The following is a 25,034-nucleotide window of genomic DNA, read 5'->3' as shown; positions in this document are numbered from 1 at the left end:
TATGTTTCACATTTCACGTTTCACGTTTCACGATTTACGAGTGACGATTTACGATTTACGATTGACGATTTACGAATTTTGATGTATGCTTCACGTTTCACATTTCACGTTTTCACGATTCACGTTTTCACATTTCACGTTTCACCATTTCACCTTTCACGATTAACAAAATGAAAAGAATTATTGCTTCCATAATGCTCCTTTTAAGCGCTATAGGATTTAGTCAAACCGTCGAAAACCCAAGTGAGGTTAAAACCAAGGCAGCCAAAAAGCTGGCTAAAAAATTTCTGCGGAAAAACAAAATAACCGGTATGGCTATTTCGGTATCCCAACATGGTGAACTTATCTGGTCCAAAGGCTTCGGATTTTCAAACAAAAGTACTAAAACTCCTGTAAAACCAGATACTACCATTTTTAGAATAGCCAGTATTTCAAAATCCATAACAGCACTTGCTTTGGCTAAATTGGTTGACAATAAACTTATTGACTTAGATTCCAGCGTTTATAACTACCTACCCGATTACCCAAAACAACCGTACGATTTCACGGTGAGGCAACTGGGAGGTAATTTAGCCGGCATTCGCCATTACAGAGACGACACCGAATATGCTTTAAACAAAAAAATGAGTATTACCGAAGGATTGGATTTGTTTAAAAACGATCCGCTTTTATTTGAACCTGGTACGCAATTTAATTACAGTTCCCATGGTTATGTACTATTAAGTGAAATAATTCAAAAAGTCAGTAACCTACCTTTTGATGCCTTCGTTAACGATTCCATCTTTAAATCTTTGCAAATGAACCATACCATGATGGATGTCTCTGATGCTATGGTGCCAAACAAAACGCAGTTTTATAGCACATCTCCATTAAAAGGACCCGTGTTTGCCAAAGCTGTTGACAACGAATATAAAGTGGCGGGCGGTGGCTTTTTATCAACTTCAGAAGATGTTGTAAAGTTTGGAAACGAAATAATTTCGCCCACACTGGTATCTAAAGAAGCGCTTTCAGAAATCATTACTTCACAACGTTTAAAAAATGGAAAAATAACAGGTTATGGCATTGGTTTTTCGGTAGGACATTCAAAAAATGGGACGCCAAAATATTATCATACAGGTGGTGGTGTTGGCGCTTCCACTATTTTGTTGGTATATCCTAAAGAGGAACTGGTTATTGCCGTTTTAACCAATTTAACAGGCGTTTCCATGAAAGACTTTGGAGAGGAGCTTGAAGCTATTTTTATGGATTAGTAACCGTAGGCTTTCTGTACTTTTGAAATGGTTGCCTCAATAAACCTTTAATCGTGCTGTTTTCTTTTTCATCTGGAAATACATCGACACCGTAAATTAATTGGTCTCTGTCTAATTCCATATACGTTCCAAAAAGCCTATCCCAAACTGAAAAGATATTGCCATAATTAGAATCGGTATAAGGCAATCTATAATGATGGTGCACTTTATGCATATCGGGCGACACCAGCACATAACTTAAAATATGATCGACTTTTCTAGGTAATTTTATATTGGCATGTGTAAATTGGGTAGCTACTACAGACATGGACTGATACAACAGTACAATCCCCATAGGCGCACCAATAATAATAACGCCAATCAGCGTGAACACAAACCGAATAACGCTTTCTAAAGGATGATGTCTGTTTGCCGTGGTGGCATCTACTTTATGATCGGAATGATGTACTAAATGCACCATCCAAAAAGGCTTGACTTTATGCTCTACAAAATGAGGCACATAAGCCCCGAAAAAATCCATTAAAAACACCCCTAAAACGATATACAACCAAAGGGGTATTTCGGGCAGCCAATTTAAAACCCCGAAGTTGTTTGCCATGACCCAATCTGCCAATTTCAGCAATAAAAAAGCTAGTGAAAAATTGACAATAATGGTTGTTAAGGTGAAAAATATATTAGGAACCGCATGTTGCCATTTTTTATAATTGAATCTGAATAATGGAACAGCCCCTTCCAAAAGCCAAAAAAAAGTCAATCCACCCACTAAAATCAAGCTTCGGTGTGATGATGGAATCGTTTCAAAATAGTTTAAAAGAGTTTCCAATGGGTTGCTTTTTATTCTAAATATAGTGAAAAAAGTTGCAAAGTTTCAAAGTGGCAAAGTGGCAAAGTTTCAGAGTTGCAGAGCTACAAAGCTACAAAGTTGTAGAGTTGCAGGGTTGTTATGGCTCAAAAAGAAACCTGTAGTTTCAGCATCTGTGTTTAGATTAAATTCCACTGCTACTGAAAACTGCAACTGAACACTGAATACTGCAACTGCAACTGACCACTGAATACTGCAACTGAACACTGAACACTGCAACTGAACACTGAGACTGAACACTGAATACTGAACACTGAAACCTAACCCTTAATCCGTTTCTTCATTTCTTCAACAATATTAAATACAGCAGGGCAAATGGCAACATTCTTTAGCGTTAAGTTTGAAATTTGCTGAAACTTTTTTCTATCGGTATGTGGAAACTCGCGGCATGCTTTGGGGCGTACTTCGTAAATAGAACAATAATTATCAGCCCCTAAAAAAGTACAAGGCACACTTTGCAGCACGTAATCGTTATCTTCATCAATACGTAAATACTGATTGATAAACTGCTGTGTTTTCATTTTAAAATGCTTGGCAATACGCTCAATATCTTTGTCGGTAAACAACGGGCCTGTCGTTTTACAGCAATTGGCACAGTCTAAACAATTGGTACGCTTAAACTCAGCCTCATGTAAATCCTGCATCACATAGTCTAAATTTTTAGGCGGTTTACTTTTTAGCTTGGCAAAGAATTTTTTATTCTCGTTATGCTTATCTTTGGCGAGCTTTGGAAGATTGCTTATTATTTGTTCCAAGTTTTAGGTTTTAAGTTCGAAGTTAAAAATAGAACAAAACTTTAAAATATTTACGATTTTTGATTTACGATTTACGATTGACGATTCACGTTTCACGTTTCACGATTCACGATTCACGATTCACGATTCACGATTCACGTTTCACGATTCACGTTTTGTAAGTAATATTTAATTATACACATAGATTTCCGTCTTCACGGAAATGAAAAATAAAAATTTTCTATGAAAGACCTTTTCGGAAAAGCCTTGCTAGATTATCAAAACGGACGTTATACCGAAGACATCATCACGTCTACCAACATATCGGAGGAAGATGACTTACCCCTTCCCTATTTGTTTAGGGAATTTAAGGAGATGCCCAAACTGGAGCAAAAAGCATTGGCATTAGCAAAAGGCCACATTTTGGATGTGGGTTGTGGTGCGGGAAGCCATAGTTTGTATTTACAGGAAAAAGGGCTTCAAGTAAAGGCGATTGACATATCAAAAGGCGCTATTGAAGTTGCAAAACAGCGTGGGGTTTTACATGCTGAAGTAAAGAATATTTTAGATGAATCTGAAAAGTTTGATACCATATTACTTTTAATGAATGGTACAGGGATTTTTCAGGAATTGGTAGGCGTTTCAAAATACTTAACGCATTTAAAAAGCTTGTTAAATCCAAACGGACAGATTTTAATTGATTCATCCGACATCAAATACATGTACGAAGACGAAGATGGTGGTTTTTGGATGGATATGAATGCTAATTACTACGGCGAACTCGATTATTTTTTGAGTTATAAAGGCAAACAAGAAGCCCCCATGAAATGGCTGTATTTAGATTTTGAAAAACTGCAATTGGCCTGTGAAACTGTTGGGTTGACATGTGAGTTGATTCTAGAAGGGGAGCATTTTGATTATTTGGCTCGCTTAATTCCTGCGTAGGCAGGAATCTCATGTCATTAAGTTAAGCATGTTTATTCTAAATTGTCACATGGAGCCTTTTGGCCGAACTAAAGTCGAAATAGGTAACGAAAAAAGGACTTGACAGAGGTTTCGACTGCGCTCAACCTGACACACTTCTCTTAAACTTAATAACATTAGGCAGGAATCTCATGAATTAAAACATGAATTTCAAATTAAAAGATTCCTGCTTTCGCAGGAATAAAAAAAATTAATTTTTGAACCTATAATGACCAATAATTTTAAAATCGAACAAACAATCTTCTAAAACTTGTCCTGCACCAATATTATGGACAATCAAATAGCGCTTTCCATCATTTGATTTCTTATTCACGACGATTCCAATATGCGTTATGGCGCCACTTAAATTCCAACAAACCACATCTCCTGGAATATAGTCTTTAGCATTATTGGTTATTGGTTTACTAGCTCCTTGACGTTCAAAATAAGTCATTAAATTTGGAACCCGTCTATGGTCAATATTCTTGTCTGGCGTTTTTAACCCCCATATTTTTGGATACCATTTAAAATTGGCTTTCATGTCTTCATGGACTTCCTTCTGCAAATCCACACCCATTCTTCTATAGGCCCTTATTATGACATCTGTACAAACCCCTTTATTTGCAGGAACATCACCATTGGGGTATGGTATTGAGAAATAACTAGGATCGTAAGTCACTTTTTGCTTGGTTAATTCTAAAGCAGCTTGTGAAAGATTTAATTTTTGAATGGCTTTCTGCGAAACACAAAAATTAAAACAAAAGAATACAATAATTAAGAATAGTCTTCTCATTTAAATATGAATTTCAGTGGAAAATATTTCTGCTTTCGCAGGAATTATAAAAAAATATCACTTAATCCTTTCTATAATATACTTTCTCATTAACTTTTTATAATATTTTCTAAGTTCATCTTTAACATCTTCCTCTTTAATATCTTCTGAAATATTAATAGAATTCAAATACACTTCAGTTTTATTTTTTTTAAATGAAATTAGAGAGAACTTTAAATCTCGTACTGTATCTTTTTTATCTATAATTATTTCGTCTATTTTATAAAAGCCTATTTCTTTTAAATGATTATCTCCATAAGGATTGTTTTTAAAACTTGTATCGATATAAGCTTTAATATTGTTCTGCTCCAATTTCTTTAAAACCTCTTGTTGACTCATTTTTAAATTAACTTTATTTCTAAAAAATCGAAGATTACCATCTGTATATGTAAATCTATGCCAATATGGTGGTGAAGTCGCCATAAATACAACTATTGAAGGTAGTAATATAATTATGGGGCTTATAGAGATTTTGTCAAAATGAAGTTTATTGAGAATCAGTACTTTTTTTAAAGAATAATATGAAATGGGGAGTATTGATAATGCTATATAATCAGAATAATCAACTACTCTAGTTATTTCTATAAAAGAAATCGAATTATAGAAATCGATAAACGACTGTGATAAAGGCGACTTCCAAAATATAAAAAAGACTCCTGTGAAAATCACATTCCATTTAATCATTTTAGGAAATAAAAAAGTCAAGAAAAAAGGAAAAATCATCAACCCCACAAAATCAGAAAGCTTTCCTGTAATCCAATTTGAAAATTCCCATTTAAAGAAATGATCATTGACAAATAACAAAATTATTCCAATAATAAAAATGTAATTCAAAAGATAATATTTTCTTTTATTGAATTCCATAATCCATCAAAATAAGAAATCGCATTATTCTATAAGATCCCCACCTTCGTGAGGATTTAGAAATCAAATTTATAAGTAGCACCCGCTAAAAACTGAGCGCTTTGTACCGGAAAGTTTTGCCATTTATGATACCCTTCATTCGCCATATTATTCGCTTTTGCAAATATGGAAAGTTGGTCGTTTACATGGTACCCTACATGGGCATTGGCATCAAAATAACTATCTAATGGTATGGTCAATGGTGAGGCAGCCGTCGCCCCATCATTTAAAAATAATTGGTCTTTACGCTCGCCTACATAAAACAAATTAGCCCCAGCAAACCATTTTTCGCTTATTTGATAATCTAAAAACAAAGAGCCTTTAAAATCCGGTAAGTTCCATGCTTCGGCTTCATCATCGGTTGTATAACTAAATGTTTCTGCTTTTAAAGCCAATTTAAAGTTTCTGTTCACATCTACATTTATTTCTCCTGCAACTCCTAAAGTTTTCACATTGTCGTAAACAATACCGAATGAGTTGCCATACGAATAATCTTGGGTAGTTAAGGTGATTTCATTATTTCTAAATAAAGCCTTACTTCTATCGGCTAAATAATGTCCGCTAATGTTATAACTAACATTGCTGGTTACTTTTCCTTTTAAACCTACATATGCATTATACAGTTGGTCGGTTGGGGTGATAAACAACGTTGGCGATACAAACGGATTTTCGTTTGCAAAACCATAATACGAGTTTTGAATTAAATCACCTTGAATACCTCCGTAAGCAATCAGTACATCGTTTACCAATCTATACGTTCCCGTTACATTGGGATATAAATAAATTTTACTGTCATTTGCTTCATTGTCTCTCATGTAAAACAACGACACTCCTAAATTCAAGGTTAAATCGTCTTGCTTTAATTCGTATGTTGACGAAACACCTACTTGAATATTTCCGTAATTCAATTCATCAACGGTATTATAACCTCTATCAAAACTTCCGCCTAAATAATCAATCACCACATCGGTAGCTAGTTCAAAATCGTTGATAGGCACATCTACTTTTGTTTTAAATGTAAACCTGTTTTCTGCTGAACCTTGGTTATCACCAAAACGTCTGAACAGGAAACTTGCGGAATTGATATAGGTATCTTCAAAAGACACATCACCACCTAAATGGGCATTGAAAAAAGAATGGTCAACTTGAATATTATTGGTTTGCGACACAGCCAGTTGCGACTCTGGAACGCCATACCAATTATATCTTTGGTAGCCTACCCCACCTTCGACATTCCATGCCAAATCCCGTAAGCGTGATGCGTAGTTCACATTTGCTTTTGAATTTAAAAAATCATCATCATAAGACAACCCTTCGATGCCTCCTCCAGAAGAATGGTGGCTTACATAACCTCCCACGCTTTCGGTACGGCTGATGGCATGGTTTAAATACACTTCACCTAAAATGGTGGTGTAGGTACCAACGCCCAATGTCGCATAGTTATCATATAACTTGATAGGTTTTGCTTTATCTACAGTCGCCGCTTTACCCTTTGCTGGTGTAAACGTAGATGCTACCGGGAATGAAAATATATTGTATTTAATTTCCTTTTTTGCTTGGGTCGTTTCGTCATTTAACGATGGCACTTCCTTTACCTTAAAAGCATCCGATATGGTTGGTGTATATGGTTTTACAACATCAATAACCCCAGTATTAATTGTATCGGTGGTTTTCTTTTGTGAAAACACAAGAGTTACACTAAGTGTAAAAACGACTAATATGATTTTTTTTATGTGCTTACGCATACTTTTTTATTTACGATTTTTGATTAACGATTGACGATTTTTGATTTACGATTTTTGATTGACGATTCCCGTTTCACGTTTCACATCTCACGATTAACGATTAACGATTTTTGATTGACGATTGACGATTCCCGTTTCCCGTTTCACTATTCACATTTCACGACTCACCAACACCCTAATTACCTCCCGCTTGAATGGACGAGTTGGTCTTTGCTTCTTCTGCTTTAATTTTACTTAACTCTGCTTTTGCTTCCGTAACCACGTCATTAAACTCCGTGAAATTTTGAATCACACTTTCTAAAATATAAGTGGCTTGAAAGGCATCTTCTAAAGCATAAAAATTCTTTGCCATAAGCACCAATCCTTTGGCACTATAATATTTATAACCCGAAAAATCTTTTGCTAATTTTTGAACCGCTGTATTTGAAGCTTCATAATTGGCTTCTTTGTTTTTAAAGTATGCGTTATAGTACAACGCTTCGGCTGCTGTTTCGCCTGTTGCAACCGTTTCTACTTTTGCATAGGCTACTTTTGCTTTGGTTTCATTGCCTGTTTTTATGGCAGAACGGGCTATGATAACATTCGCATCGGCTTTAATTTTGTTATCAATTGTTGAATTAGCCAACACTTTTTCAGCATAAGCAACTGCTGTGTCGTAATTTTCCAATTGATAATTTGCTTTCATTAAGTTTGATTGTGCAAATACCACATTCTGTGGAAAGTTGGCTTCATCTTCCAAACGCTCCAATAACGGCATGGCTTTGTTCCAGCTTTTGCTTTCTAAATAAAATTGCGATAATCGAGACAATGCTTCTTCTGTAAACTCGCTTCTTGACGTATCAACCACATATCTATAATGAGGTGCTGCATTGTCCATCAATCCTTTTTTATAATACATTTGAGCGATGTAAAAATGCGCCTGTAATGCATGTAAACCGTTAGGGAATTGGTTTATATAACCGTTAAATTGCGTAATGGCTCTATCGGTGTTGTTTTCTAAATACTGCTTTTCGGCAGCTTCGTAAGTGGCGTTGTCTAAATCGGCATCGGTTACCTCCACATATTTTAAGGTTTTTACCCAACTGGCGTATTCATTAACACGGCCTAAATCAATATAAATTAATCGTGCTGTTGCTACCGCTTGTACCGCTTCCGGTGTTTCTGGGTAATCGCTTGCTACTTGTTTGAATTTACTTAATGCTTGATCGTTTTTACTACCATTATAGTATACCAAACCTTGACGCAATAAGGCTTTTGGCACAAACGAACTCATTTTGTATTCTGAATTCAGACGGTTGTAAACCTGTATCGCCTTATCGGTATCACCAGCTTTTACGTAGGTATTACCAAGTTCGTACATGGCATCATCGCGCAGTTTTGATTTTGGATATTCTGTAATAAACTGCTCTAATTCTTTTATTTTTTTAGACTCTTGCCCCACATAACCTACACTTATGGCTTTTTGAAAAAAGGCATAATCGGCATCGTTAGCACTTAATTTAATAGCATTTTCATAAGCATTGATGGCATTTTTATAGTCGCTTGACACAAAATAGGCATCGCCTAAACGAAGATACGCATCATTCAACCTGACATTATCTGTTCCTTTATTTGATGCTATAAATTGGTTGAAATACTGGGCGGTTTGTGAGTAGTTTTTCAGCTTAAAATAGGTGTAAGCTAAATTATAATCTATGTTTTTATATTCTGGTGTTGCTGTCGCAGTCGATTGTTGCTGAAATTGTTTAAAGCTGATTAAAGCTGTATCATAGTTGGCTAAATTATAATCGGTTTCTGCTTTCCAAAAAGTTGCTCTTGCTGTAAAACTAGCATCACGTGGTTCTTTTAAAGATGCTTCAAAAAGATGTTTGGCTTCTAAATAATTGCCTTCATTATACAATTCCAAACCTCTGTAAAATGCTACTTTTTGATACGCTACTTTATTCTCGAAGCTCTTTTTTCCTTCCAATAATTTAAGGGCTTCTTTGTAGTTTTTAGAGGTGATATACGAATCAATCAACAAGGTTTCAATTTCTTCTTTATAAGTTGTTTTAGGATATTTGTCTAAATAACCTGCTAAAACTTGTGGTGCCGATTGATATGGATTCCCTATGTCATAACTGATTTTTGCGTAGTTTAACCAAGCATCTTCCTGGATCTTTAAATCGAAATCCATTTCGGAAGCATTTTTAAATGCATTTAAGGCTTCCTGCTTTTTGTTTAATTTGATATAGCTTTCACCTAAATGGTAATAGGCGTTTTGGGCAATGGAATTGGTGCCTCCTATTATTTTATTGAATTCCGAAATGGCTTTTTCGTAATCGCCTTGTTTATAATGGGCATATCCTAATTGATAAAAATCGGTGTTACTCCATTTTCCGTTTTTGCCTTTGTAAGCTTCCAAATACGGAATGGCTTCGGCATATTGTTTTAAGTTAAAATAGCTTTCGCCAATAATTTTTGACAGTTCCGATACCTCATTTTTATCGCTACTCTTCAATTTATCTTTTGCCAGTTGAATGGCTTTTTCAAAATTCCCTAATTTAAAATTTAGGTCTGCTTGATAATATGATAACTTCTCTTTATACTGTTCTTGGTCGCTTACTTGTTCAAAATACTTATTGGCATTCTCGTAATCATCACCTTCATAAGCCATAAAACCAATGTAATATTTAGCTTGCGACCCGTATTCTTTAGAGTTTTCAACGCGTGTTAAATACTGCTTTGCTTCTTTATATTGTTTACTTGAAAATGCTGAATAGCCATTGTTGAAATAAAACTTTTCTTTTTCATTTCTTCCCAGTGCGTTTTCATCAACTTTATCATACCACTTTCTGGCATAGGCAAATTTTCCGTTGGTAAAATAATAATCGGCTACATCAACATAGGCGGTATTGCGCTTGGTACTTGTTGGGTAGTCCTTTACAAAATCCTCTACCAATTGATCTGCATTTTGCTGATTTAAACGTACGGCACAGTTGGCGATATAATAGGCACAATCGGACAACAAAACCGTTTCTTTAGTGTCCTTTTTCACACTTCCAAATAAGGATTGTGCTGCAAGATATTGTTGGTTATTATAAAGTGACAAAGCTTTTTGATACTCTACCAAATTGCTTGTATAAGTGGCAGATTGTTGCGCCCATATTTGAAAACTAAAACTTATGGCAACCAAAAGGGAAACACTGTTTTTTATAGTCATTAACGATTCGTTTTTTAATTTAAACCCAAAGATAATTCAATACAAATCTTATAACGCAACAATCGTGCTATAATTATAAACCGACTTATTAAAAGTTGAAAAAAATGAAAGGAGGAAGGCCAATGACCGAAGACCGAAGAAGGAGACATTGCAGTTTTCAGTTAGCAGTAATCAGTTTGCAGTGTTCAGTGTTCAGTCAGTGTAGTTGCAGTGGAATTTAATCCAAACACAGATGCTGAAGTAACAGATTTCTTTTTGAGCCATAACAACTCAGCAACTCTGCATCTTTAAATCTCTGTAACTTTGAAACTTTGAAACTTTTTACTTTTAACTTTCAACTTTCAACTTTTATATAATACTTTTACATCACAAAATATACTTTACATATGTCAAATCCTATTCTACAATTAAAAAATGTATCTATATATCAAGGTGATAGCTTGGTGCTTTCTAAGGTGAATGTTGAAATTAACAAAGGTGAATTCGTATATTTAATTGGAAAAACGGGTACCGGAAAAAGTAGTTTTATGAAAACACTTTACGGTGATTTACCTTTAACCGAAGGCGAAGGACATATTGTGGATTTTGATTTAAAAACGTTGAAAGAAAATGATATTCCTTACTTAAGACGTAAATTGGGCGTTGTTTTTCAAGATTTCAAATTACTATCGGACAGCACTATAAACGAAAATTTACTATTTGTTTTAAGAGCAACCGGTTGGAAGGACAAAAACGAAATGAATAAACGCGTAGAAGAAGTTTTAAGTAAAGTAGACATGAAAACCAAAGGCTTTAAATATCCGCACGAGCTTTCGGGTGGCGAGCAACAACGTGTCGCTATCGCCAGAGCCTTACTTAATAACCCCGAACTTATCCTTGCCGATGAACCTACCGGAAACCTAGACCCACAAACCAGCATAGAAGTTATGGAGGTTTTACAGGAAATCAATAAAAATGGCAATACTATTTTAATGGCGACCCACGATTATGCTTTGCTTTTAAAATATCCTAGTAAAACGCTCAAGTGTGAAGAAAGTCAGGTTTTTGAAGTGGTGCAGAGAAAGGGGTAAACGCTTAGTCACTTTCAATTAAGGATTGCCATTGTTTCCCAATGTTATCCATCGATAAATATTCTACCGATTTTTTACTGTTATTTTTACAATGTTTATATAACGATTGATTTTCTACAAACAGGTTAATTGCATCTGTTAATTTTTCTTTGTCTTGAGGCGTTACCAATAATCCATTTTCTCTGTTTTTAATTATCTCGTTTGGTCCTGTTGGACAATCATAAGAAATTACAGGAGTTCCGCATGCTAAAGCTTCTAAAACCACCAACGGAAATCCTTCAAACTTACTTGACAAAACAAAAAACAATGCCTGATTCATGTACTTATACGGGTTTTCCTGAAACCCAACAAAGTGTATTTTATCACAATGCAAAAGACCATTTTTAACATCATTAAGCGTTGATTCGTACTTACCTTTTCCTAAAATTAATAAATGGATATTTTTTTCTGGAAGAACAGAATTAGAATAGGCTTCCATTAAATGATCGAACTGTTTAATGTTATCATCCATTCTGCCAACTCCAATAATAAATTCAAAATCGTAAATTTCATCAGAGTTAATTTGGCTATCTATAAAATTAAAGTCTATTGGGTTTAAAATTACCTGAGTATTATTTAAACCTATTTTATTGGCCTTTTGCATAATGCCTTGTGATACACAAACATTTTTTTTTGAACTATTGTAAATACCCCTAAATAAGCACCATGGTTTTGGTATGTATTTAGACATTAAAGGTAAATGAAATGTATAAATCATTTTCTCGAATTTGGGAACAACAAGATATGAAAAAACATATTCGACTAGAAATCTTCGTCTTGACCTAAAGTCTATAATAAAATCGAAATCATGCTCTCTTAAATATTTTCTTAGTTTTATAAAGCCAATAAACTGTTGAAATACATTGAAAGATGAAGACTTTGATATGTTGAGGCTATAAAATTCACCTCCAACATTAAAATCTTTAATTGGATACGCTGCTATAAAGTGAACTTCAAAGTTTAGTTTTTCAAGCATTAAGGAAAGTAGCGTTGAAGCTTTTTCTGCACCTCCGTTTCCTGCTGAAGGCGTAATAATAGCAATTTTCTTGGATTTCATTATTCAAATATCACAAAAAGTATAGAAATATATAAAGTAATTTTGTTTTTAAACCAATTAAAATTAATCCGCTAATTCTAAGAGACTGTTTAAGTTTTATCCTTTGTCTCTTTTATGTGCCTTTTTCCACCATACTTCAGCTATTTTTCGGTCCATATATGGCCCAATGTCATTGAGTTAAGGGAAGGTGTCAGGTTGAGCGCAGTCGAAACCCTTTTCAATCCCTTTTCTGTTAAGCATTTCGACTTTAGTTTATCTTGAGCGAAGACGAAAGGCTCAATGTGACAATTTAGAATAATCATGCTTAACTTAATGACATTGAACTATGGCTATGAATCTCAAAACACTTTCGCCTGACAAAAAAATACCCTATAAACATTCATGAAACAAAGTTTAAACAGTCTCTAAAACACGAATCCAATCTTTGGCTATTATTTTTGTATCATATTTTTCAACACTTTTTAATGTATTATTTTTACAAAAATCGTATAGTTCTGGATTTGTTATAAATTTATTTATGGCTTTAGTGAGTGCTACAAAATTTTGGTCTTCTACTAACAATCCATTAAATTCATTTACAATGACTTCCCTAGGGCCCGTTCTACAATCAAACGATATAACCGGTGTGGCACAGGCCAAAGACTCTAATATCACATACGGAAATCCTTCAATTTTACTGCATAAAACCAAAAACTTGGCTTTACTCATATATTTATAAGGGTTTTCTTGAAATGACAAAAAATGTACATCATTGCTTAATCCTCTTTCCTGAACGCTGGTTTTAATACTATTTGTTAAATCACCATTTCCCATAACAAACAATTTAATATTGTTTTGCTTTAAATTAGTTTCAGAATAGATATCTATTAACCTATCTATTTGCTTAATGCCATCGTTCATTCTTCCAACTACCAAAACAAATTTACCTTTCTCGATAATAGCCTCACTTTTTAGCTTCATTATTTTATTTATATCTATGGCATTATAAATTAACGTTGTGTTATTTAACGATAACTTTTCTTTTAAAAGTTGCTGGATTTCATTGGAAACCACAACAATTTTTAATGCTCTTGAATATGTTTTTTTAAATAGAAAATATGGTTTAGGAATGTATATAGATAGCTTTGGCAGATGTATTGTGAAAATTTTGCTTTTTATATTTTTATATATGAACGTAAGTATTAACAATTCTCTTATAAAAAAATTTCTTGTTCTAAAGTCTATGACATAATCGTAATGGTTATTTTTTACATGATTCCTAAAGTTTATAAAAAAGTCGATTCTTGTTTTAAAGTTTTTTTTTAAACCTTGTTTGTTAAGAACAATACACGATCCATTAAAATCATAACTCACCTTATTGTCTAAAATAATAATAGAAACATCAAAATCATAGTTTTTAAGCATTAAAGACAAAACTGCGGCAGCACGCTCTGCGCCTCCTTCACTTAAACTTTTTGCTACTATCAGTATCTTCTTTTTATTCATATTAACATTCAATTGCTATATAAACATATGGTCGCCACAATAATTTTTATCAAAAATAAACGTTTATTTTTTTATCTTCTTTCTATTTATATTAAATTCCAATTTATGAACTCATTTAAAGTTTTTCAATTTGCTAAAAAACTGCTGATTTCAGCTCCGTTTTTGCCTTTTCTTCCTTCCGTAGCGCTGCTATGCAACTCAAAAAAGCCTTCAACAGAACTAAAATCCCCTAATTTTCGCTTAATTTCAAAAACTTTAAATGAGTTCTATTAAAAAAACAGACAGATCTTAACGCTCAAATTTTATTTATGATAGAATTATCGGTTCACCTCATTACTTATAACAACGAAAAACATATTAAAGAAACTTTAGAATCTATATTAAGACAGAAAGTAGATTTTAAATTTGAGATTGTTATTGGAGATGACTGTTCCAGTGACAATACATTAAACATTATTTACGCTTATAAAGAACAATATCCCGACCTATTTAATATATTAAAGAACAACACCCAATTAGGAATTTTAAAAAATTTTAAAGCAACCCTCGATAGATGCCAGGGAAAATACGTTTTTGATATTGCTGGAGACGATCTATTAAAAGGCACGAATGCTTTACAAACAATGGTTGATACTTTAAAAACAGATGACAGCCTCGGATTTGTTGATTCTGGTTTTGATTTGCTTTTTGAAGGAAAAAACAAAACTGAACCTTTCAACAACAAACACTTAATTAACGTCCCTAAGAATGATTATAAAAACAACCTGTTATTAGGGAAAGTAACCCCTATTGGAATATGCTTTAACAAAAACCATTTATATAAATATGTTGACTTTGACACCTATATCAGCATGGGAATAACTATTGAAGATTATCCTATTTTGGTAGATTTGGCTATGAGCACTAATTTTGAAATTATTGAAAAATCGTTACATGTTTACCGTGTTCATGAGTCTTCAATTTCACATCAAAAAAATTTTGAAAAACAAACATTTTTATTGAACCAAATGAAAATGTTATTTGAGTATTTTGAAAAAAAATACAATTACCACGAAGCACTATCAAGCATTTTTTACAATAATCATTATAAACAACTTTTGTATTACGCTGCCTATTTTGAAAAAAAAGAAACAGGAAAATTGGCTTTTAACAATGTTGAAACAAAAAACTTAAAAGATTACATTTACTATTTAGCAAGCCAAAATAACTTTTTCAAAAAACAAGCTCTATTGCTAAAGCATAAATTTTTAAAATGATTTAAATTCCTCAAAATCGCGTATATAATCTTCTTCCTTATAAACATCGGATGCTACAACTAAGCAAATGGCTCCTGATGAAAAATCTTCAAGTTCTCTCCATATCATACTAGATATAAGCAATCCTTGATTAGGTTTATTTAAGGTAATTTTTGTTTTGTTTCCAGTTATATCTTCCAATAAAACATTAAAACTACCGCTGACTGCAATTAAAAATTCTTGCTGCTCTTTATGCGCATGACCACCTCTGTACGTACCACTTGGCACATCGTATAAATAATACACACGTTTAAAGGCAAATGGCAGGATGCCTTTTTCTAACACCGATAAATTACCGCGAGCGTCTTTAATCTTTGGTATTTCTATAATTTTTATGCTATTTTTGTACAAATTTAGAACCTTTAGTAAAACTTAAAATTGAAGCTTATTTTTTAACCGAAATAAAGAATTAATTACGCTTGTCAAAGTAATCATTAAAATATAAATATTAAAATTTTCAAACTCATTTGTTAATGCTATTGTAACTGCTACAATAGCCAAGAGCATTGCAAATCCCATTGTTTTTAAAGTTGCCCTTCTGAATTTAAAATTATAATACTTTCGAACCACATAATAATTATAGAATCCTGAAACAACAAACATCAAAACCATTGCGAGGCCTAAGCCAACTAAATTGAAATAATAGAAAAAAAATACTGAAGCCACTAGGTTAACTCCATCACCCAAAACGTTCTGTTTAAAAAAAAGCAATTTATTACCTTTAACTAAAGGTATAAATCCAATGGGCCAAACTATTGCTTTAAAAATAATTGCGACCAATCCGATTTTTAAAATATTAAGCACGCTTAAAAATTCTGCCGAATACAGTAAAGTTACCAAAAAAGGAGCTATCAAGTACAAAATCAAAACTGCTGGAACCACCAGTAATAAGGCAAGTTCTGTTTGATCGTTAACTAGATTGTTAAAGTTCTCTATGTCATTTTCATAATTACACAATCTTGGGTAATAATCGTTTGACATAGCTGCAAAAACCAACCCTAAATAGCCAACCAGTATTGTGTTACTCACTTGATACACCCCCAAAATTTCATAGGAATAATATTCTTTTAAATACCATTTAATAATATAAAAACAAAGCTGTCCAAAAATAGCACAAACAGATAGCAATAACCCCAATTTTGCTATGGGCAATCCTTCGTCATAGACTAATTTTAATGTCATGTGATACGGTACTGTTTTTATATGTTTAGTAAAATAAAGGCTTAATAAAAAAGCTCCGAAACTCGAAATTATCATTACAGGAATAATGGCATTAATTCCATAAAGATAATATCCAACAACTGTTATTAAAGACGATATAATAGTCGAACAAATGTTATATTTAACAATTAAATTTATACTTTTTTTTGCTTGTAATACAGCTATTCTAATACTTGATAATGACGTGAATAAAAAATGCGTAGCAAGTAAAACAACCCATATATACGCTATATTATTTCCAAAAACTGTTTGATGAATTTGTCTTGAAAAAACTATAGCTACTGTCAAACCTAAAACACCCGTTGCAATTGCCCATTTATAAACAATTTTTATGAGTCGTTTAGATTTTAACCCATCTAATTGTTGGTCTGCAATAGCTATTTCACGCACACTACTGTCAGCTATGCCAAAATTTGTAAATCCTTGAATTACACCAATTACATTTTCCAGCAATCCAATAATTCCAATTCCAACTGGACCTAAAAAAAGCGCTGCTATTTTATTACTGAATAGTCTCATTAAAATTTTAATCAATTGGGCAATACCAAACAGCCCAGTGTTCTTAAATATTATTTTATGAAAACTATTTTGTCTCATTTATATATTGCAACCTATTTTTTGGTACTCTTCCTTAAATTTATCAACCCAATTTTGCCATTCGTTAATGTAACGATTGGTTTTGTTATATAGCTTTAAGATTTTTATTAGTTCATTTTTATCTAAATCAAGTTCAAGGTTATCACAAAACAATAAGTCGTTTTTTAACCAATGCTCATTAATTGTAAAATTGAAATTGAAAATTGAAAATTCTGAATATTTATATTTTAAAAACGCAGACGACATAAAGCCCGTTTTTAACACCTCTGTTTCTATCCTTCCAAAATTGGGTTTGTTTTCATTTCGATATTTTATGGCATTAGTTAATTGTTGCTTTTCATTTACCAAAGTTTTTGAGTTTTTCCAAATACTTAAATAATAATCCTTTTTAAAAATTGCTCCTGCCACAGAATAAATGGTATAATAACGCACCTCTTTGTTGCTTGAATACAAATTTAAAACTCCCAATAATTTTCGCCATAATCTATTATGCTTTGCATAAATGTATTTAAAAACCGTTGGGTTATTAAATTGAATAACTGGTTTATACAAAATAACATCACTCAAGGTTTTAACCGTGACATCTCCAATTACGTTCTTGTTTCCCACCCAAAATAATTTCAACAAAGCAATATTTTCTTTTTTACATATGGTAAGCAAATTTGCCACATCTATAGCTTTTGTAAACCACATATCATCTTCTAAAACAATAAAATAGTCTGATATATTTACAGCGCTTTTGTACCAAAGATTAGATGGAATAGTGTTAGGTAATTGATAATTTTGAGTTTCTATTAATTTTGATTTCAACTCATAATCATCGGATTTTAAGATAATTATTTTAGGATACTTAGATTGTATTCTATCCAAATAAATTTTAGGTGTGCCATCGTCTAATACGTAAATACTACCACTAAAGTTCTTTAAATGTACCGATATGCTGTAAAGGCAACGGTTTAAATAATATACTCTGTTAAACGATTTTATGAGTATATCCATTTATAATGTTTTAATTACTCTAGCAGGATTTCCTGCTACAACACTATTTTCCGCAACCGATTTCACAACAATACTCCCATTACCAATTACAACATTATTTCCTAGAGTTACGCCTTTTAAAATAGATACGTTATTTCCTATAAATACATTCTTACCAATTTTAACGGGTTTTGATGGTGGGTTTTTATCATTACGTTTGTACGGTTCTAAATGATGAAAGTCGCTGTCAAGAACAGAAAAATTGATTCCAATGGTACAATTATCTTGTATTTCAATACTAGTTAAGGCTACTATATTAAAATTATTATTTATTACTACATTATTACCTATTTGAATTTTAGAGGATTTTAATCTGGCTTCTAGATAACCATAGTGAGTGTAATAGTTTGCAGATTGCTCATAACCAAATTGGACATTATACCCTAAAATAATTTCCCCCTTACCTTTAAATAAAACTGGAGAAATCAATTTTGGAGAAGAACCCATTGGTTTTAAATCTGAAAGCCATTTATACTTAAATATTCTTGTTTTAATAAAAAGATAATATTTTATTTTTCTTAATAAAATCATTTATAACTGTTTAAAACCTTAATAACCATATTGACTTCTCTTTCTAAAATAACCGGATTTATAGGTATACTTAAAACTTCTGCATGTATCTTTTCTGTAATTGGAAAATAATAACCCTTAAACTCATTATACGCCAACTGTTTATATATTGGAATTGGGTAATGAATTAATGTTTCTATACCATTTTCAAATAAATACTTTTTAAGTTCGTCTCTTTTTTTACTTCTAATAACAAAAAGGTGAAAAACATGTTGTTGAAAACCTTCATATTTAGGCAAAACTATGTCCGAATTATTTATTTTTTTTAAATATAATTTTGCAATTTCTCTACGTACATCATTATCTGTGTCTAAATATTTTAATTTAATTCTTAAAAAAGCCGCTTGCAATTCATCTAATCTACAATTATAACCTTTAATATCATTCTCGTATGATGATTTTCTGCCATAATTTCTCAACTTATTAATAATATTAGCCAAAGCTTCATTATTGGTCGTAACTGCCCCAGCATCTCCCAGGGCTCCTAAATTTTTAGTTGGGTAAAAACTAAAGGCTGCCGCATGGGAAACATTTCCTGCTTTTCTTCCATCTTCATTAATAGCCCCATGAGCTTGGGCTGCATCTTCAATTAACAGTAAGTTGTGCGCTTTGCAAATTGCTTCCAATGCTTCAACATTATATAACCGTCCATATAAATGGACACCTAAAACAGCTTTTGTTTTAGAGGTAATTGCTTTTAAAACTCCCTTTGTATCTATATTAAAAGTTTCTATGTCTGGTTCAACTAAAACTGGTTTTAAACCTGCATTGCTTATTGCCAACACCGTTGCAATATAAGTATTGGCAGGAACAATGACTTCATCATCAATACCAAGAATACCTAATGTTTTATAGGCCTCAAATATTAAATGAAGTGCATCTAGTCCAGAACTTACTCCAATACAGAATTTGGTACCGCAATAATTAGCAAATTCTGTTTCAAAACAGCCAACTTGTTCTCCTAATATATAACTACCCGAATCTAAAAAATGATTAAACTCGTTTTTTAATTCTTCTCTAAAGCGATCATTTAACGCTTTTAAGTCTAAAAACTTAATCATATAAACACATTATTAAGTAATTGGTAATTATTTATAGGCACTCTATAAAAATTCTGGGTTAACATCCTAGCCCCAAAACCTTCTTTCCAAAACTGTAAACCTTCGTTTATGTGCAACCCATTATTTTCATTAGAAGTGCCAAAATCAAAATATTTTTTATCCTTAAACACCTCTGTAATTAGGTGGTAGTGTAAAAAATCTAGGCTTCCTAATGTATTCTTATCTGCATTACCAGATATGTACTGAGAGTGAACTACAAACCTTGATTCGAAAATGGTTGTACCCGCAACAATCTCATCTTGATTATAAACATTAAACTGCCTAATGTTATTTGGAAAATGTTTTTTTAATAAGGTTATTTCTTGTAAGGTATGCACAGGATTTGCTTTGTGTCTGTTTTGTAAATTTTTAACTAGAATATTATTCCAAAACAACTCAAAACCAGCTTCTTCCTTAACAATCAAGTTATGCTTTACGCCTCTTTTATAACCTTCTAACCTATTATTGGAAATTTTTAATTTGTTGTTCAAATCAATAACCGATAATGTGTCTTTTCTAATTAATTCCGCCTTAAGAATAAACATTAAGAACTCTATTTCTTCAGTAAACACCTTTGAATAAATAGATGGGATTTGTTTTAGAACAAGCGTTTCAAATCCATATCCCTTTAAATACTTAAGCAGCTGTGCAAATACAGCTATAACAGTATCAAACTTAACCATTTTTGGAAGGATCAATCCGCCATAAGTCAACCCTTGGTGGGAGTGTATTTCTTGTTCCAATTTATTTGCAGGCAAAACGGCCAATAGCTTATCCTCTTTGAAAACCAATAAAGAAAAATCTTCAAATCGGTCTTTATGATACTCCATAAAATCTCTATGAAAAAGAAATGTTCCGTTTTTTGAGTTCTCTATAAAACCATTCCACTCATTATAATAAGCACTAGTATATTTTACTATTTTAAAAGAAGTATGTTTTTCAGTCATAATTAATACCCAACAAACATTAATAACTCTAAATATACAGAATACTTAAACTATTTTAACTCTTCTCCACATCCACCCCAAAAAGCGAGCTACCAAATATGAGCAAAATAATGCCATAGTACATAATATAACTCACAAAATGAGCCATGACAGCACCTTGTACATTATCGTATAAGTCTATAAAATAAACACTGGTAGTATATAATATAATTACCAAAAAAGCTTCGGTTAAAATATAGTGCCAAAACATTTTCTTTGCTAAAAGCTGATAGGCTATTACCATAGATAGTACTTTAATAAAATCGCCTAATAATTGCCATAAAAACAAGTCTTCAACAGGTTTAAAATCCTCTGAAAAAATAAGCATTACTATATATGGTTTTAAAAAATATATAACAACCAATCCGATAGCTAAAACAGGTATAACCGTTTTATAAAAGCTAAATACTTCCTTTCTAAATTCCTTAATGTCATCAATTTCAGAAAATCTTGGTAAGATATACAACGCCATTAACGAGCTAACAAGCATTAAATAATATTTAGAGATTCTTGTCATGGCTTCCCAAAAACCAGCATCTTTATAACCTACATTTTCTATGATATAAGAACGAATTGCAATGGCAACCAAAGGCATTATAATGGCCGAAAAAAGAGCCATTAAGGAATACGCACTCATTTTCCTTAAGAAACTAAAACTAATACTATTAACTTTAATTAAAGGAACCAAACTACGCCTATTGGTAATACCTACCAATGTTATTAAAAATATTAACGACTCTGCAATGACTACTGATATTAATGCCCCATTAATCCTATTTTGATAGATTAAAAGTAATGCTACCGAAACACTTAATATTTGCCCAATAATATTAATAACGATAAGTATCTTATACTTTGAAAAGCCATTCATTATTGAAAATGAAAACATATTTAAAGCATAAAACGGCAGTACCATTGCAAAAACCTTAATTACAAAAGCGTAATCGTTGTAGTCAGGAAATATGATGTTATTTATAAACTGTGCATTAAAATAACAGAAAAATGACACTAAAATGGTGGACGTAAACCCCACATAAAATATGGTAGAAATCGTTTTACTTAGCTCTACAACATCATCCTTAAAATCTGAAATATACTTTACCGCACCATTATAAAAACCAAGAATGGCAATAGTTTGAAAAGAACTTACAAAATTACGCAGGTTTCCTATTAACGCTAATCCGGTTGGTCCAATAAAAATAGCAATAGCCTTTGAAGTTAATATACCTGCAATTATTCTGGTTACTACTGAAGCTGCCTGTAATGAAGTAACTTTAATTAGAACATTTTTATTTATATAATCGATTATTTTTTTCAATTATCCTAGGTTTTCTGTTTTCAACCAATTAATGCTTTGAAAAATAGCTAAATAATTTATTTTTTATGTTTTTTTTAAGAAACCAAATATACAAAATCATTTTACGTATCAATACAATTTAAATTTTAAAACGTAAGAATTTGTCTATTAAAAATGAAATCGTTGTTTTTTAAACAAGTAATAGGCATTTATGAAGAAAATAGCTGCATTTGTAATGATAATAGGTATTGATAATGGTTCTAACAAAACACCATAAAACACAAATAGTAAACATCCAAAGGAGTTTACTATTCGTAACTTATTAACCGATTTCATTAAGAATGAAATTAAGACGGTTGCCATGGCGGCATACCCTATCCATTCTGTATATGAAATTCCTAAGAATTCCATATTATATTGATTTATTTCGCTTTCTATCTACTTCTGTTAAATAAATTTTACGCAAACGTAAATGGTTGGGTGTTACCTCAACATATTCATCTTTTTGGATATACTCCAATGCTTCTTCTAACGAGAACTTAATGGCTGGAATAATTCTAGCTTTATCATCAGCACCCGAAGAACGTACGTTACTTAACTTTTTAGTTTTTGTTACGTTAACGGTCATATCGTCACCACGAGAGTTTTCGCCAATAACCTGTCCTTCATAAATATCTTCACCTGGATCCACAAAAAACTTACCTCTATCTTGAAGTTTGTCAATTGAATAAGGAATCGCTTGCCCCTTTTCCATAGACACCAAAGAACCGTTTTGGCGTTCAGGAATACCTCCTTTTAATGGTTGGTACTCTTTAAAACGGTGTGCCATAATAGCTTCGCCTGCAGTTGCCGTAAGCAATTGGTTTCTTAAACCTATAATACCTCTAGATGGAATCATAAATTGGCAAACCATACGGTCACCTTTTGCTTCCATACTTAACATTTCACCTTTACGCAATGTAACCATTTCAATGGCTTTACCAGAAACACTTTCAGGTAAATCAATCGTCATTTCTTCAACTGGCTCACATTTTACACCATCAATTTCTTTAATAATAACTTGTGGCTGACCAATTTGAAGCTCATAACCTTCACGGCGCATGGTTTCAATTAAAACCGATAAGTGTAATACACCACGGCCAAATACCAAAAATTTATCGGCACTATCTGTTTCGTTAACACGTAGTGCTAGGTTTTTTTCAAGCTCTTTAGTTAAACGGTCTTTAATGTGGCGTGAGGTTACAAACTTGCCGTCTTTACCAAAGAAAGGCGAATCGTTAATAGTAAACAACATACTCATGGTAGGTTCGTCAATCGCTATCGTTTTTAAGCCTTGTGGATTTTCAAAATCGGCAACAGTATCACCAATTTCAAAACCTTCTAAACCAACAAGAGCACAAATATCCCCTGTTTGAACTTCATCTACTTTTTTACGTCCTAAACCTTCAAAAATATGAACTTCTTTAATTTTTGTTTTAACAATGCTTCCGTTTCTTTTTACTAAAGAAATGTTTTGTCCTGTTTTTAATCCGCCACGAGTTAATCTACCAATAGCAATTCGACCTGTAAACGATGAGAAGTCTAAAGAAGTAATTAACATTTGTGTGGTACCTGCTTCAATTTTTGGCGCAGGAATATGCTCAATAACCATATCTAATAACGGCTCAATATTAGACGTTTGATTTCTCCAATCGTCACTCATCCAGTTATTCTTAGCCGAACCGTAAACTGTTGGGAAGTCTAGCTGCCATTCTTCAGCACCTAATTCAAACATTAAATCAAACACCTTTTCATGTACCTCTTCTGGTGTACAGTTTTCCTTATCGACTTTATTAATTACCACACAAGGTTTCAATCCTAAATCGATCGCTTTTTGTAACACAAAACGTGTCTGTGGCATAGGCCCTTCAAAAGCATCAACCAATAATAGCACACCATCTGCCATATTAAGTACACGTTCTACTTCGCCACCAAAATCGGCGTGACCAGGGGTATCAATAATATTAATTTTAGTGTCTTTGTATATTACCGAAACGTTTTTAGAAGTAATTGTAATACCTCGTTCGCGTTCTAAATCGTTATTATCAAGAATTAAATCACCTGTATTTTCGTTTTCACGGAATAATTGACAGTGATACATAATTTTATCAACCAACGTCGTTTTACCGTGGTCAACGTGCGCAATAATTGCAATGTTTTTAATATTAGCCATAATAGTGCCTTATTTTAAGCGTGCAAAGGTAATTATAATTAATGGATAAATTATACAATATTTTTATTTTGGGCATTACCCTTTGTGTTCAGAAACTTTTTTGATAAAAACAAATGTAAGGGTCTGTGAATAAATAAAGTGTACAAAATTGACGAAGGTATTTTGTTCTTTTTCAAAGCGTAAATGATGCAAATAGCCTTAGCTACTTAAAGCATTTACAACGATGAAAAAGGGATAAAGAACAAGTTAAAATGTATAGGTTGTTTATTCACAGACCCTCAGTTACTAAGACACAAAGGGTCGCGCTATCCATTATAGCTTTTTTGCGCATAAGCGCGCACAAAAAAGGCTGTCATTTCTATCGCTAATGCACTTATCAACTTTGGGCATTCCCTTCAATTTAAAAAAGTCATTATTTATATGGTTCATTAATCTTATCTTTACAGCATTAAAATATAAAACATGAAACGAGCATAGTCAAAATTAGGAATTAAGGATTAAGAATTAAGAATCAATGTCATTAAGTTAAGCGTGTTTACTCTAAATTGTCACATTGAGCATTATCGAAAATGAAAA

General features: G+C 32.5%; 21 protein-coding genes. 4 read left to right on the top strand and 17 right to left on the bottom strand.

The genetic code is table 11. The features are described 5' to 3' along the window. Positions 1 to 170 precede the first annotated feature (170 nt). Entirely contained in the window at positions 171 to 1,250 is a 1,080-nt protein-coding gene (locus ACGLWY_RS16240) for a serine hydrolase domain-containing protein (protein ID WP_396620721.1), read from the top strand. Here the strand turns inward: ACGLWY_RS16240 and ACGLWY_RS16235 are convergent. Then, positions 1,240 to 2,073 (bottom strand): sterol desaturase family protein, encoded by an 834-nt coding sequence (locus tag ACGLWY_RS16235; RefSeq protein ID WP_396620720.1) that lies wholly within the window; start codon positions 2,071 to 2,073, stop codon positions 1,240 to 1,242. The two genes, ACGLWY_RS16240 and ACGLWY_RS16235, sit on opposite strands and share 11 nt — an antisense overlap. A gap of 299 nt (positions 2,074 to 2,372) precedes the next feature. Then, positions 2,373 to 2,867, bottom strand: a complete 495-nt coding sequence (locus ACGLWY_RS16230) for a YkgJ family cysteine cluster protein (RefSeq protein ID WP_396620719.1) — start codon at positions 2,865 to 2,867, stop codon at positions 2,373 to 2,375. A 222-nt stretch (positions 2,868 to 3,089) separates the two neighbouring features. On the opposite strand from ACGLWY_RS16230, the gene ACGLWY_RS16225 reads away from it, so the two are divergent. Next, on the top strand, positions 3,090 to 3,791 hold the full coding sequence (locus tag ACGLWY_RS16225) for a class I SAM-dependent methyltransferase (protein ID WP_396620718.1): 702 nt from the start codon (positions 3,090 to 3,092) through the stop codon (positions 3,789 to 3,791). Positions 3,792 to 4,020: 229 nt separating this feature from the next. On the opposite strand, the gene ACGLWY_RS16220 is transcribed toward ACGLWY_RS16225, so the two are convergent. The 4 genes from ACGLWY_RS16220 to ACGLWY_RS16205 all read right to left on the bottom strand — a co-directional run bounded on the left by ACGLWY_RS16220 (position 4,021) and on the right by ACGLWY_RS16205 (position 10,491). Continuing rightward, a complete protein-coding gene (locus tag ACGLWY_RS16220; RefSeq protein WP_396620717.1) occupies positions 4,021 to 4,602 on the bottom strand; it encodes a DUF1287 domain-containing protein in 582 nt (193 codons plus the stop codon). Between the two features lie 57 nt (positions 4,603 to 4,659). Further along, entirely contained in the window at positions 4,660 to 5,475 is an 816-nt protein-coding gene (locus ACGLWY_RS16215) for a hypothetical protein (protein WP_396620716.1), read from the bottom strand. Positions 5,476 to 5,561: 86 nt separating this feature from the next. Further along, positions 5,562 to 7,289 (bottom strand): TonB-dependent receptor, encoded by a 1,728-nt coding sequence (locus ACGLWY_RS16210; protein WP_396620715.1) that lies wholly within the window; start codon positions 7,287 to 7,289, stop codon positions 5,562 to 5,564. Between the two features lie 175 nt (positions 7,290 to 7,464). After that, positions 7,465 to 10,491: a tetratricopeptide repeat protein gene (locus ACGLWY_RS16205; RefSeq protein ID WP_396620714.1), complete on the bottom strand. Its 3,027-nt coding sequence runs from the start codon at positions 10,489 to 10,491 to the stop codon at positions 7,465 to 7,467. 386 nt (positions 10,492 to 10,877) lie between these two features. Here ACGLWY_RS16205 and ACGLWY_RS16200 point away from each other — a divergent pair, with 386 nt between their 5' ends. Continuing rightward, positions 10,878 to 11,561, top strand: a complete 684-nt coding sequence (locus ACGLWY_RS16200) for a cell division ATP-binding protein FtsE (protein ID WP_396620713.1) — start codon at positions 10,878 to 10,880, stop codon at positions 11,559 to 11,561. Positions 11,562 to 11,565: 4 nt separating this feature from the next. Here the strand turns inward: ACGLWY_RS16200 and ACGLWY_RS16195 are convergent, their stop codons facing one another. Continuing rightward, entirely contained in the window at positions 11,566 to 12,657 is a 1,092-nt protein-coding gene (locus ACGLWY_RS16195) for a glycosyltransferase (RefSeq protein ID WP_396620712.1), read from the bottom strand. Between the two features lie 393 nt (positions 12,658 to 13,050). Next, positions 13,051 to 14,142 carry a glycosyltransferase gene (locus tag ACGLWY_RS16190; RefSeq protein WP_396620711.1) on the bottom strand — a complete coding sequence of 364 codons (1,092 nt, stop codon included), beginning with the start codon at positions 14,140 to 14,142 and terminating at the stop codon, positions 13,051 to 13,053. A gap of 308 nt (positions 14,143 to 14,450) precedes the next feature. On the opposite strand from ACGLWY_RS16190, the gene ACGLWY_RS16185 reads away from it, so the two are divergent. Continuing rightward, positions 14,451 to 15,398, top strand: a complete 948-nt coding sequence (locus ACGLWY_RS16185; protein WP_396620710.1) for a glycosyltransferase family 2 protein — start codon at positions 14,451 to 14,453, stop codon at positions 15,396 to 15,398. On the opposite strand, the gene ACGLWY_RS16180 is transcribed toward ACGLWY_RS16185, so the two are convergent. The 9 genes from ACGLWY_RS16180 to typA form a co-directional block, all read right to left on the bottom strand. Then, a complete protein-coding gene (locus ACGLWY_RS16180; RefSeq protein ID WP_396620709.1) occupies positions 15,390 to 15,788 on the bottom strand; it encodes a sugar 3,4-ketoisomerase in 399 nt (132 codons plus the stop codon). The two genes, ACGLWY_RS16185 and ACGLWY_RS16180, sit on opposite strands and share 9 nt — an antisense overlap. Positions 15,789 to 15,809: 21 nt before the next feature. Further along, positions 15,810 to 17,255, bottom strand: a complete 1,446-nt coding sequence (locus ACGLWY_RS16175; RefSeq protein WP_396620708.1) for an oligosaccharide flippase family protein — start codon at positions 17,253 to 17,255, stop codon at positions 15,810 to 15,812. Beyond that, positions 17,256 to 18,254, bottom strand: coding sequence for a glycosyltransferase family 2 protein (locus ACGLWY_RS16170; RefSeq protein ID WP_396620707.1), 999 nt, complete (start codon positions 18,252 to 18,254; stop codon positions 17,256 to 17,258). Next, entirely contained in the window at positions 18,255 to 18,824 is a 570-nt protein-coding gene (locus ACGLWY_RS16165) for an acyltransferase (RefSeq protein ID WP_396620706.1), read from the bottom strand. Further along, positions 18,821 to 19,924: a DegT/DnrJ/EryC1/StrS family aminotransferase gene (locus ACGLWY_RS16160; RefSeq protein WP_396620705.1), complete on the bottom strand. Its 1,104-nt coding sequence runs from the start codon at positions 19,922 to 19,924 to the stop codon at positions 18,821 to 18,823. The genes ACGLWY_RS16165 and ACGLWY_RS16160 overlap by 4 nt, the downstream gene beginning before the upstream one ends. Beyond that, a complete protein-coding gene (locus ACGLWY_RS16155) occupies positions 19,921 to 20,910 on the bottom strand; it encodes a GNAT family N-acetyltransferase (RefSeq protein ID WP_396620704.1) in 990 nt (329 codons plus the stop codon). The genes ACGLWY_RS16160 and ACGLWY_RS16155 overlap by 4 nt, the downstream gene beginning before the upstream one ends. A 55-nt stretch (positions 20,911 to 20,965) precedes the next feature. Continuing rightward, on the bottom strand, positions 20,966 to 22,267 hold the full coding sequence (locus tag ACGLWY_RS16150; RefSeq protein WP_396620703.1) for an O-antigen translocase: 1,302 nt from the start codon (positions 22,265 to 22,267) through the stop codon (positions 20,966 to 20,968). 147 nt (positions 22,268 to 22,414) lie between these two features. Next, positions 22,415 to 22,657, bottom strand: a complete 243-nt coding sequence (locus tag ACGLWY_RS16145) for a uroporphyrinogen decarboxylase (protein WP_396620702.1) — start codon at positions 22,655 to 22,657, stop codon at positions 22,415 to 22,417. Between the two features lies 1 nt (position 22,658). Continuing rightward, complete coding sequence (gene typA / locus ACGLWY_RS16140) at positions 22,659 to 24,458, bottom strand: translational GTPase TypA (RefSeq protein WP_396620701.1); 1,800 nt, start codon at positions 24,456 to 24,458, stop codon at positions 22,659 to 22,661. Between the last annotated feature and the right edge of the window lie 576 nt (positions 24,459 to 25,034).

This window comes from Mariniflexile sp. HMF6888, from assembly GCF_044335535.1.
Classification (GTDB): Bacteria; Bacteroidota; Bacteroidia; order Flavobacteriales; family Flavobacteriaceae; genus Mariniflexile.
The sequence above is the reverse complement of the archived record's forward strand: the minus strand, read 5'-3'. Positions and strand labels throughout refer to the sequence as shown.

What these genes read in the sequence shown, in the direction of transcription:
- ACGLWY_RS16240 (WP_396620721.1), top strand. Translation starts at nt 171, where the DNA reads ATGAAAAGAATTATTGCTTCCATAATGCTCCTTTTAAGCGCTATAGGA.
- ACGLWY_RS16225 (WP_396620718.1), top strand. Translation starts at nt 3,090, where the DNA reads ATGAAAGACCTTTTCGGAAAAGCCTTGCTAGATTATCAAAACGGACGT.
- ACGLWY_RS16220 (WP_396620717.1), bottom strand. Translation starts at nt 4,602, where the DNA reads ATGAGAAGACTATTCTTAATTATTGTATTCTTTTGTTTTAATTTTTGT.
- ACGLWY_RS16210 (WP_396620715.1), bottom strand. Translation starts at nt 7,289, where the DNA reads ATGCGTAAGCACATAAAAAAAATCATATTAGTCGTTTTTACACTTAGT.
- ACGLWY_RS16205 (WP_396620714.1), bottom strand. Translation starts at nt 10,491, where the DNA reads ATGACTATAAAAAACAGTGTTTCCCTTTTGGTTGCCATAAGTTTTAGT.
- ACGLWY_RS16200 (WP_396620713.1), top strand. Translation starts at nt 10,878, where the DNA reads ATGTCAAATCCTATTCTACAATTAAAAAATGTATCTATATATCAAGGT.
- ACGLWY_RS16195 (WP_396620712.1), bottom strand. Translation starts at nt 12,657, where the DNA reads ATGAAATCCAAGAAAATTGCTATTATTACGCCTTCAGCAGGAAACGGA.
- ACGLWY_RS16190 (WP_396620711.1), bottom strand. Translation starts at nt 14,142, where the DNA reads ATGAATAAAAAGAAGATACTGATAGTAGCAAAAAGTTTAAGTGAAGGA.
- ACGLWY_RS16185 (WP_396620710.1), top strand. Translation starts at nt 14,451, where the DNA reads ATGATAGAATTATCGGTTCACCTCATTACTTATAACAACGAAAAACAT.
- ACGLWY_RS16175 (WP_396620708.1), bottom strand. Translation starts at nt 17,255, where the DNA reads ATGAGACAAAATAGTTTTCATAAAATAATATTTAAGAACACTGGGCTG.
- ACGLWY_RS16170 (WP_396620707.1), bottom strand. Translation starts at nt 18,254, where the DNA reads ATGGATATACTCATAAAATCGTTTAACAGAGTATATTATTTAAACCGT.
- ACGLWY_RS16165 (WP_396620706.1), bottom strand. Translation starts at nt 18,824, where the DNA reads ATGATTTTATTAAGAAAAATAAAATATTATCTTTTTATTAAAACAAGA.
- ACGLWY_RS16160 (WP_396620705.1), bottom strand. Translation starts at nt 19,924, where the DNA reads ATGATTAAGTTTTTAGACTTAAAAGCGTTAAATGATCGCTTTAGAGAA.
- ACGLWY_RS16155 (WP_396620704.1), bottom strand. Translation starts at nt 20,910, where the DNA reads ATGACTGAAAAACATACTTCTTTTAAAATAGTAAAATATACTAGTGCT.
- ACGLWY_RS16145 (WP_396620702.1), bottom strand. Translation starts at nt 22,657, where the DNA reads ATGGAATTCTTAGGAATTTCATATACAGAATGGATAGGGTATGCCGCC.
- typA (WP_396620701.1), bottom strand. Translation starts at nt 24,458, where the DNA reads ATGGCTAATATTAAAAACATTGCAATTATTGCGCACGTTGACCACGGT.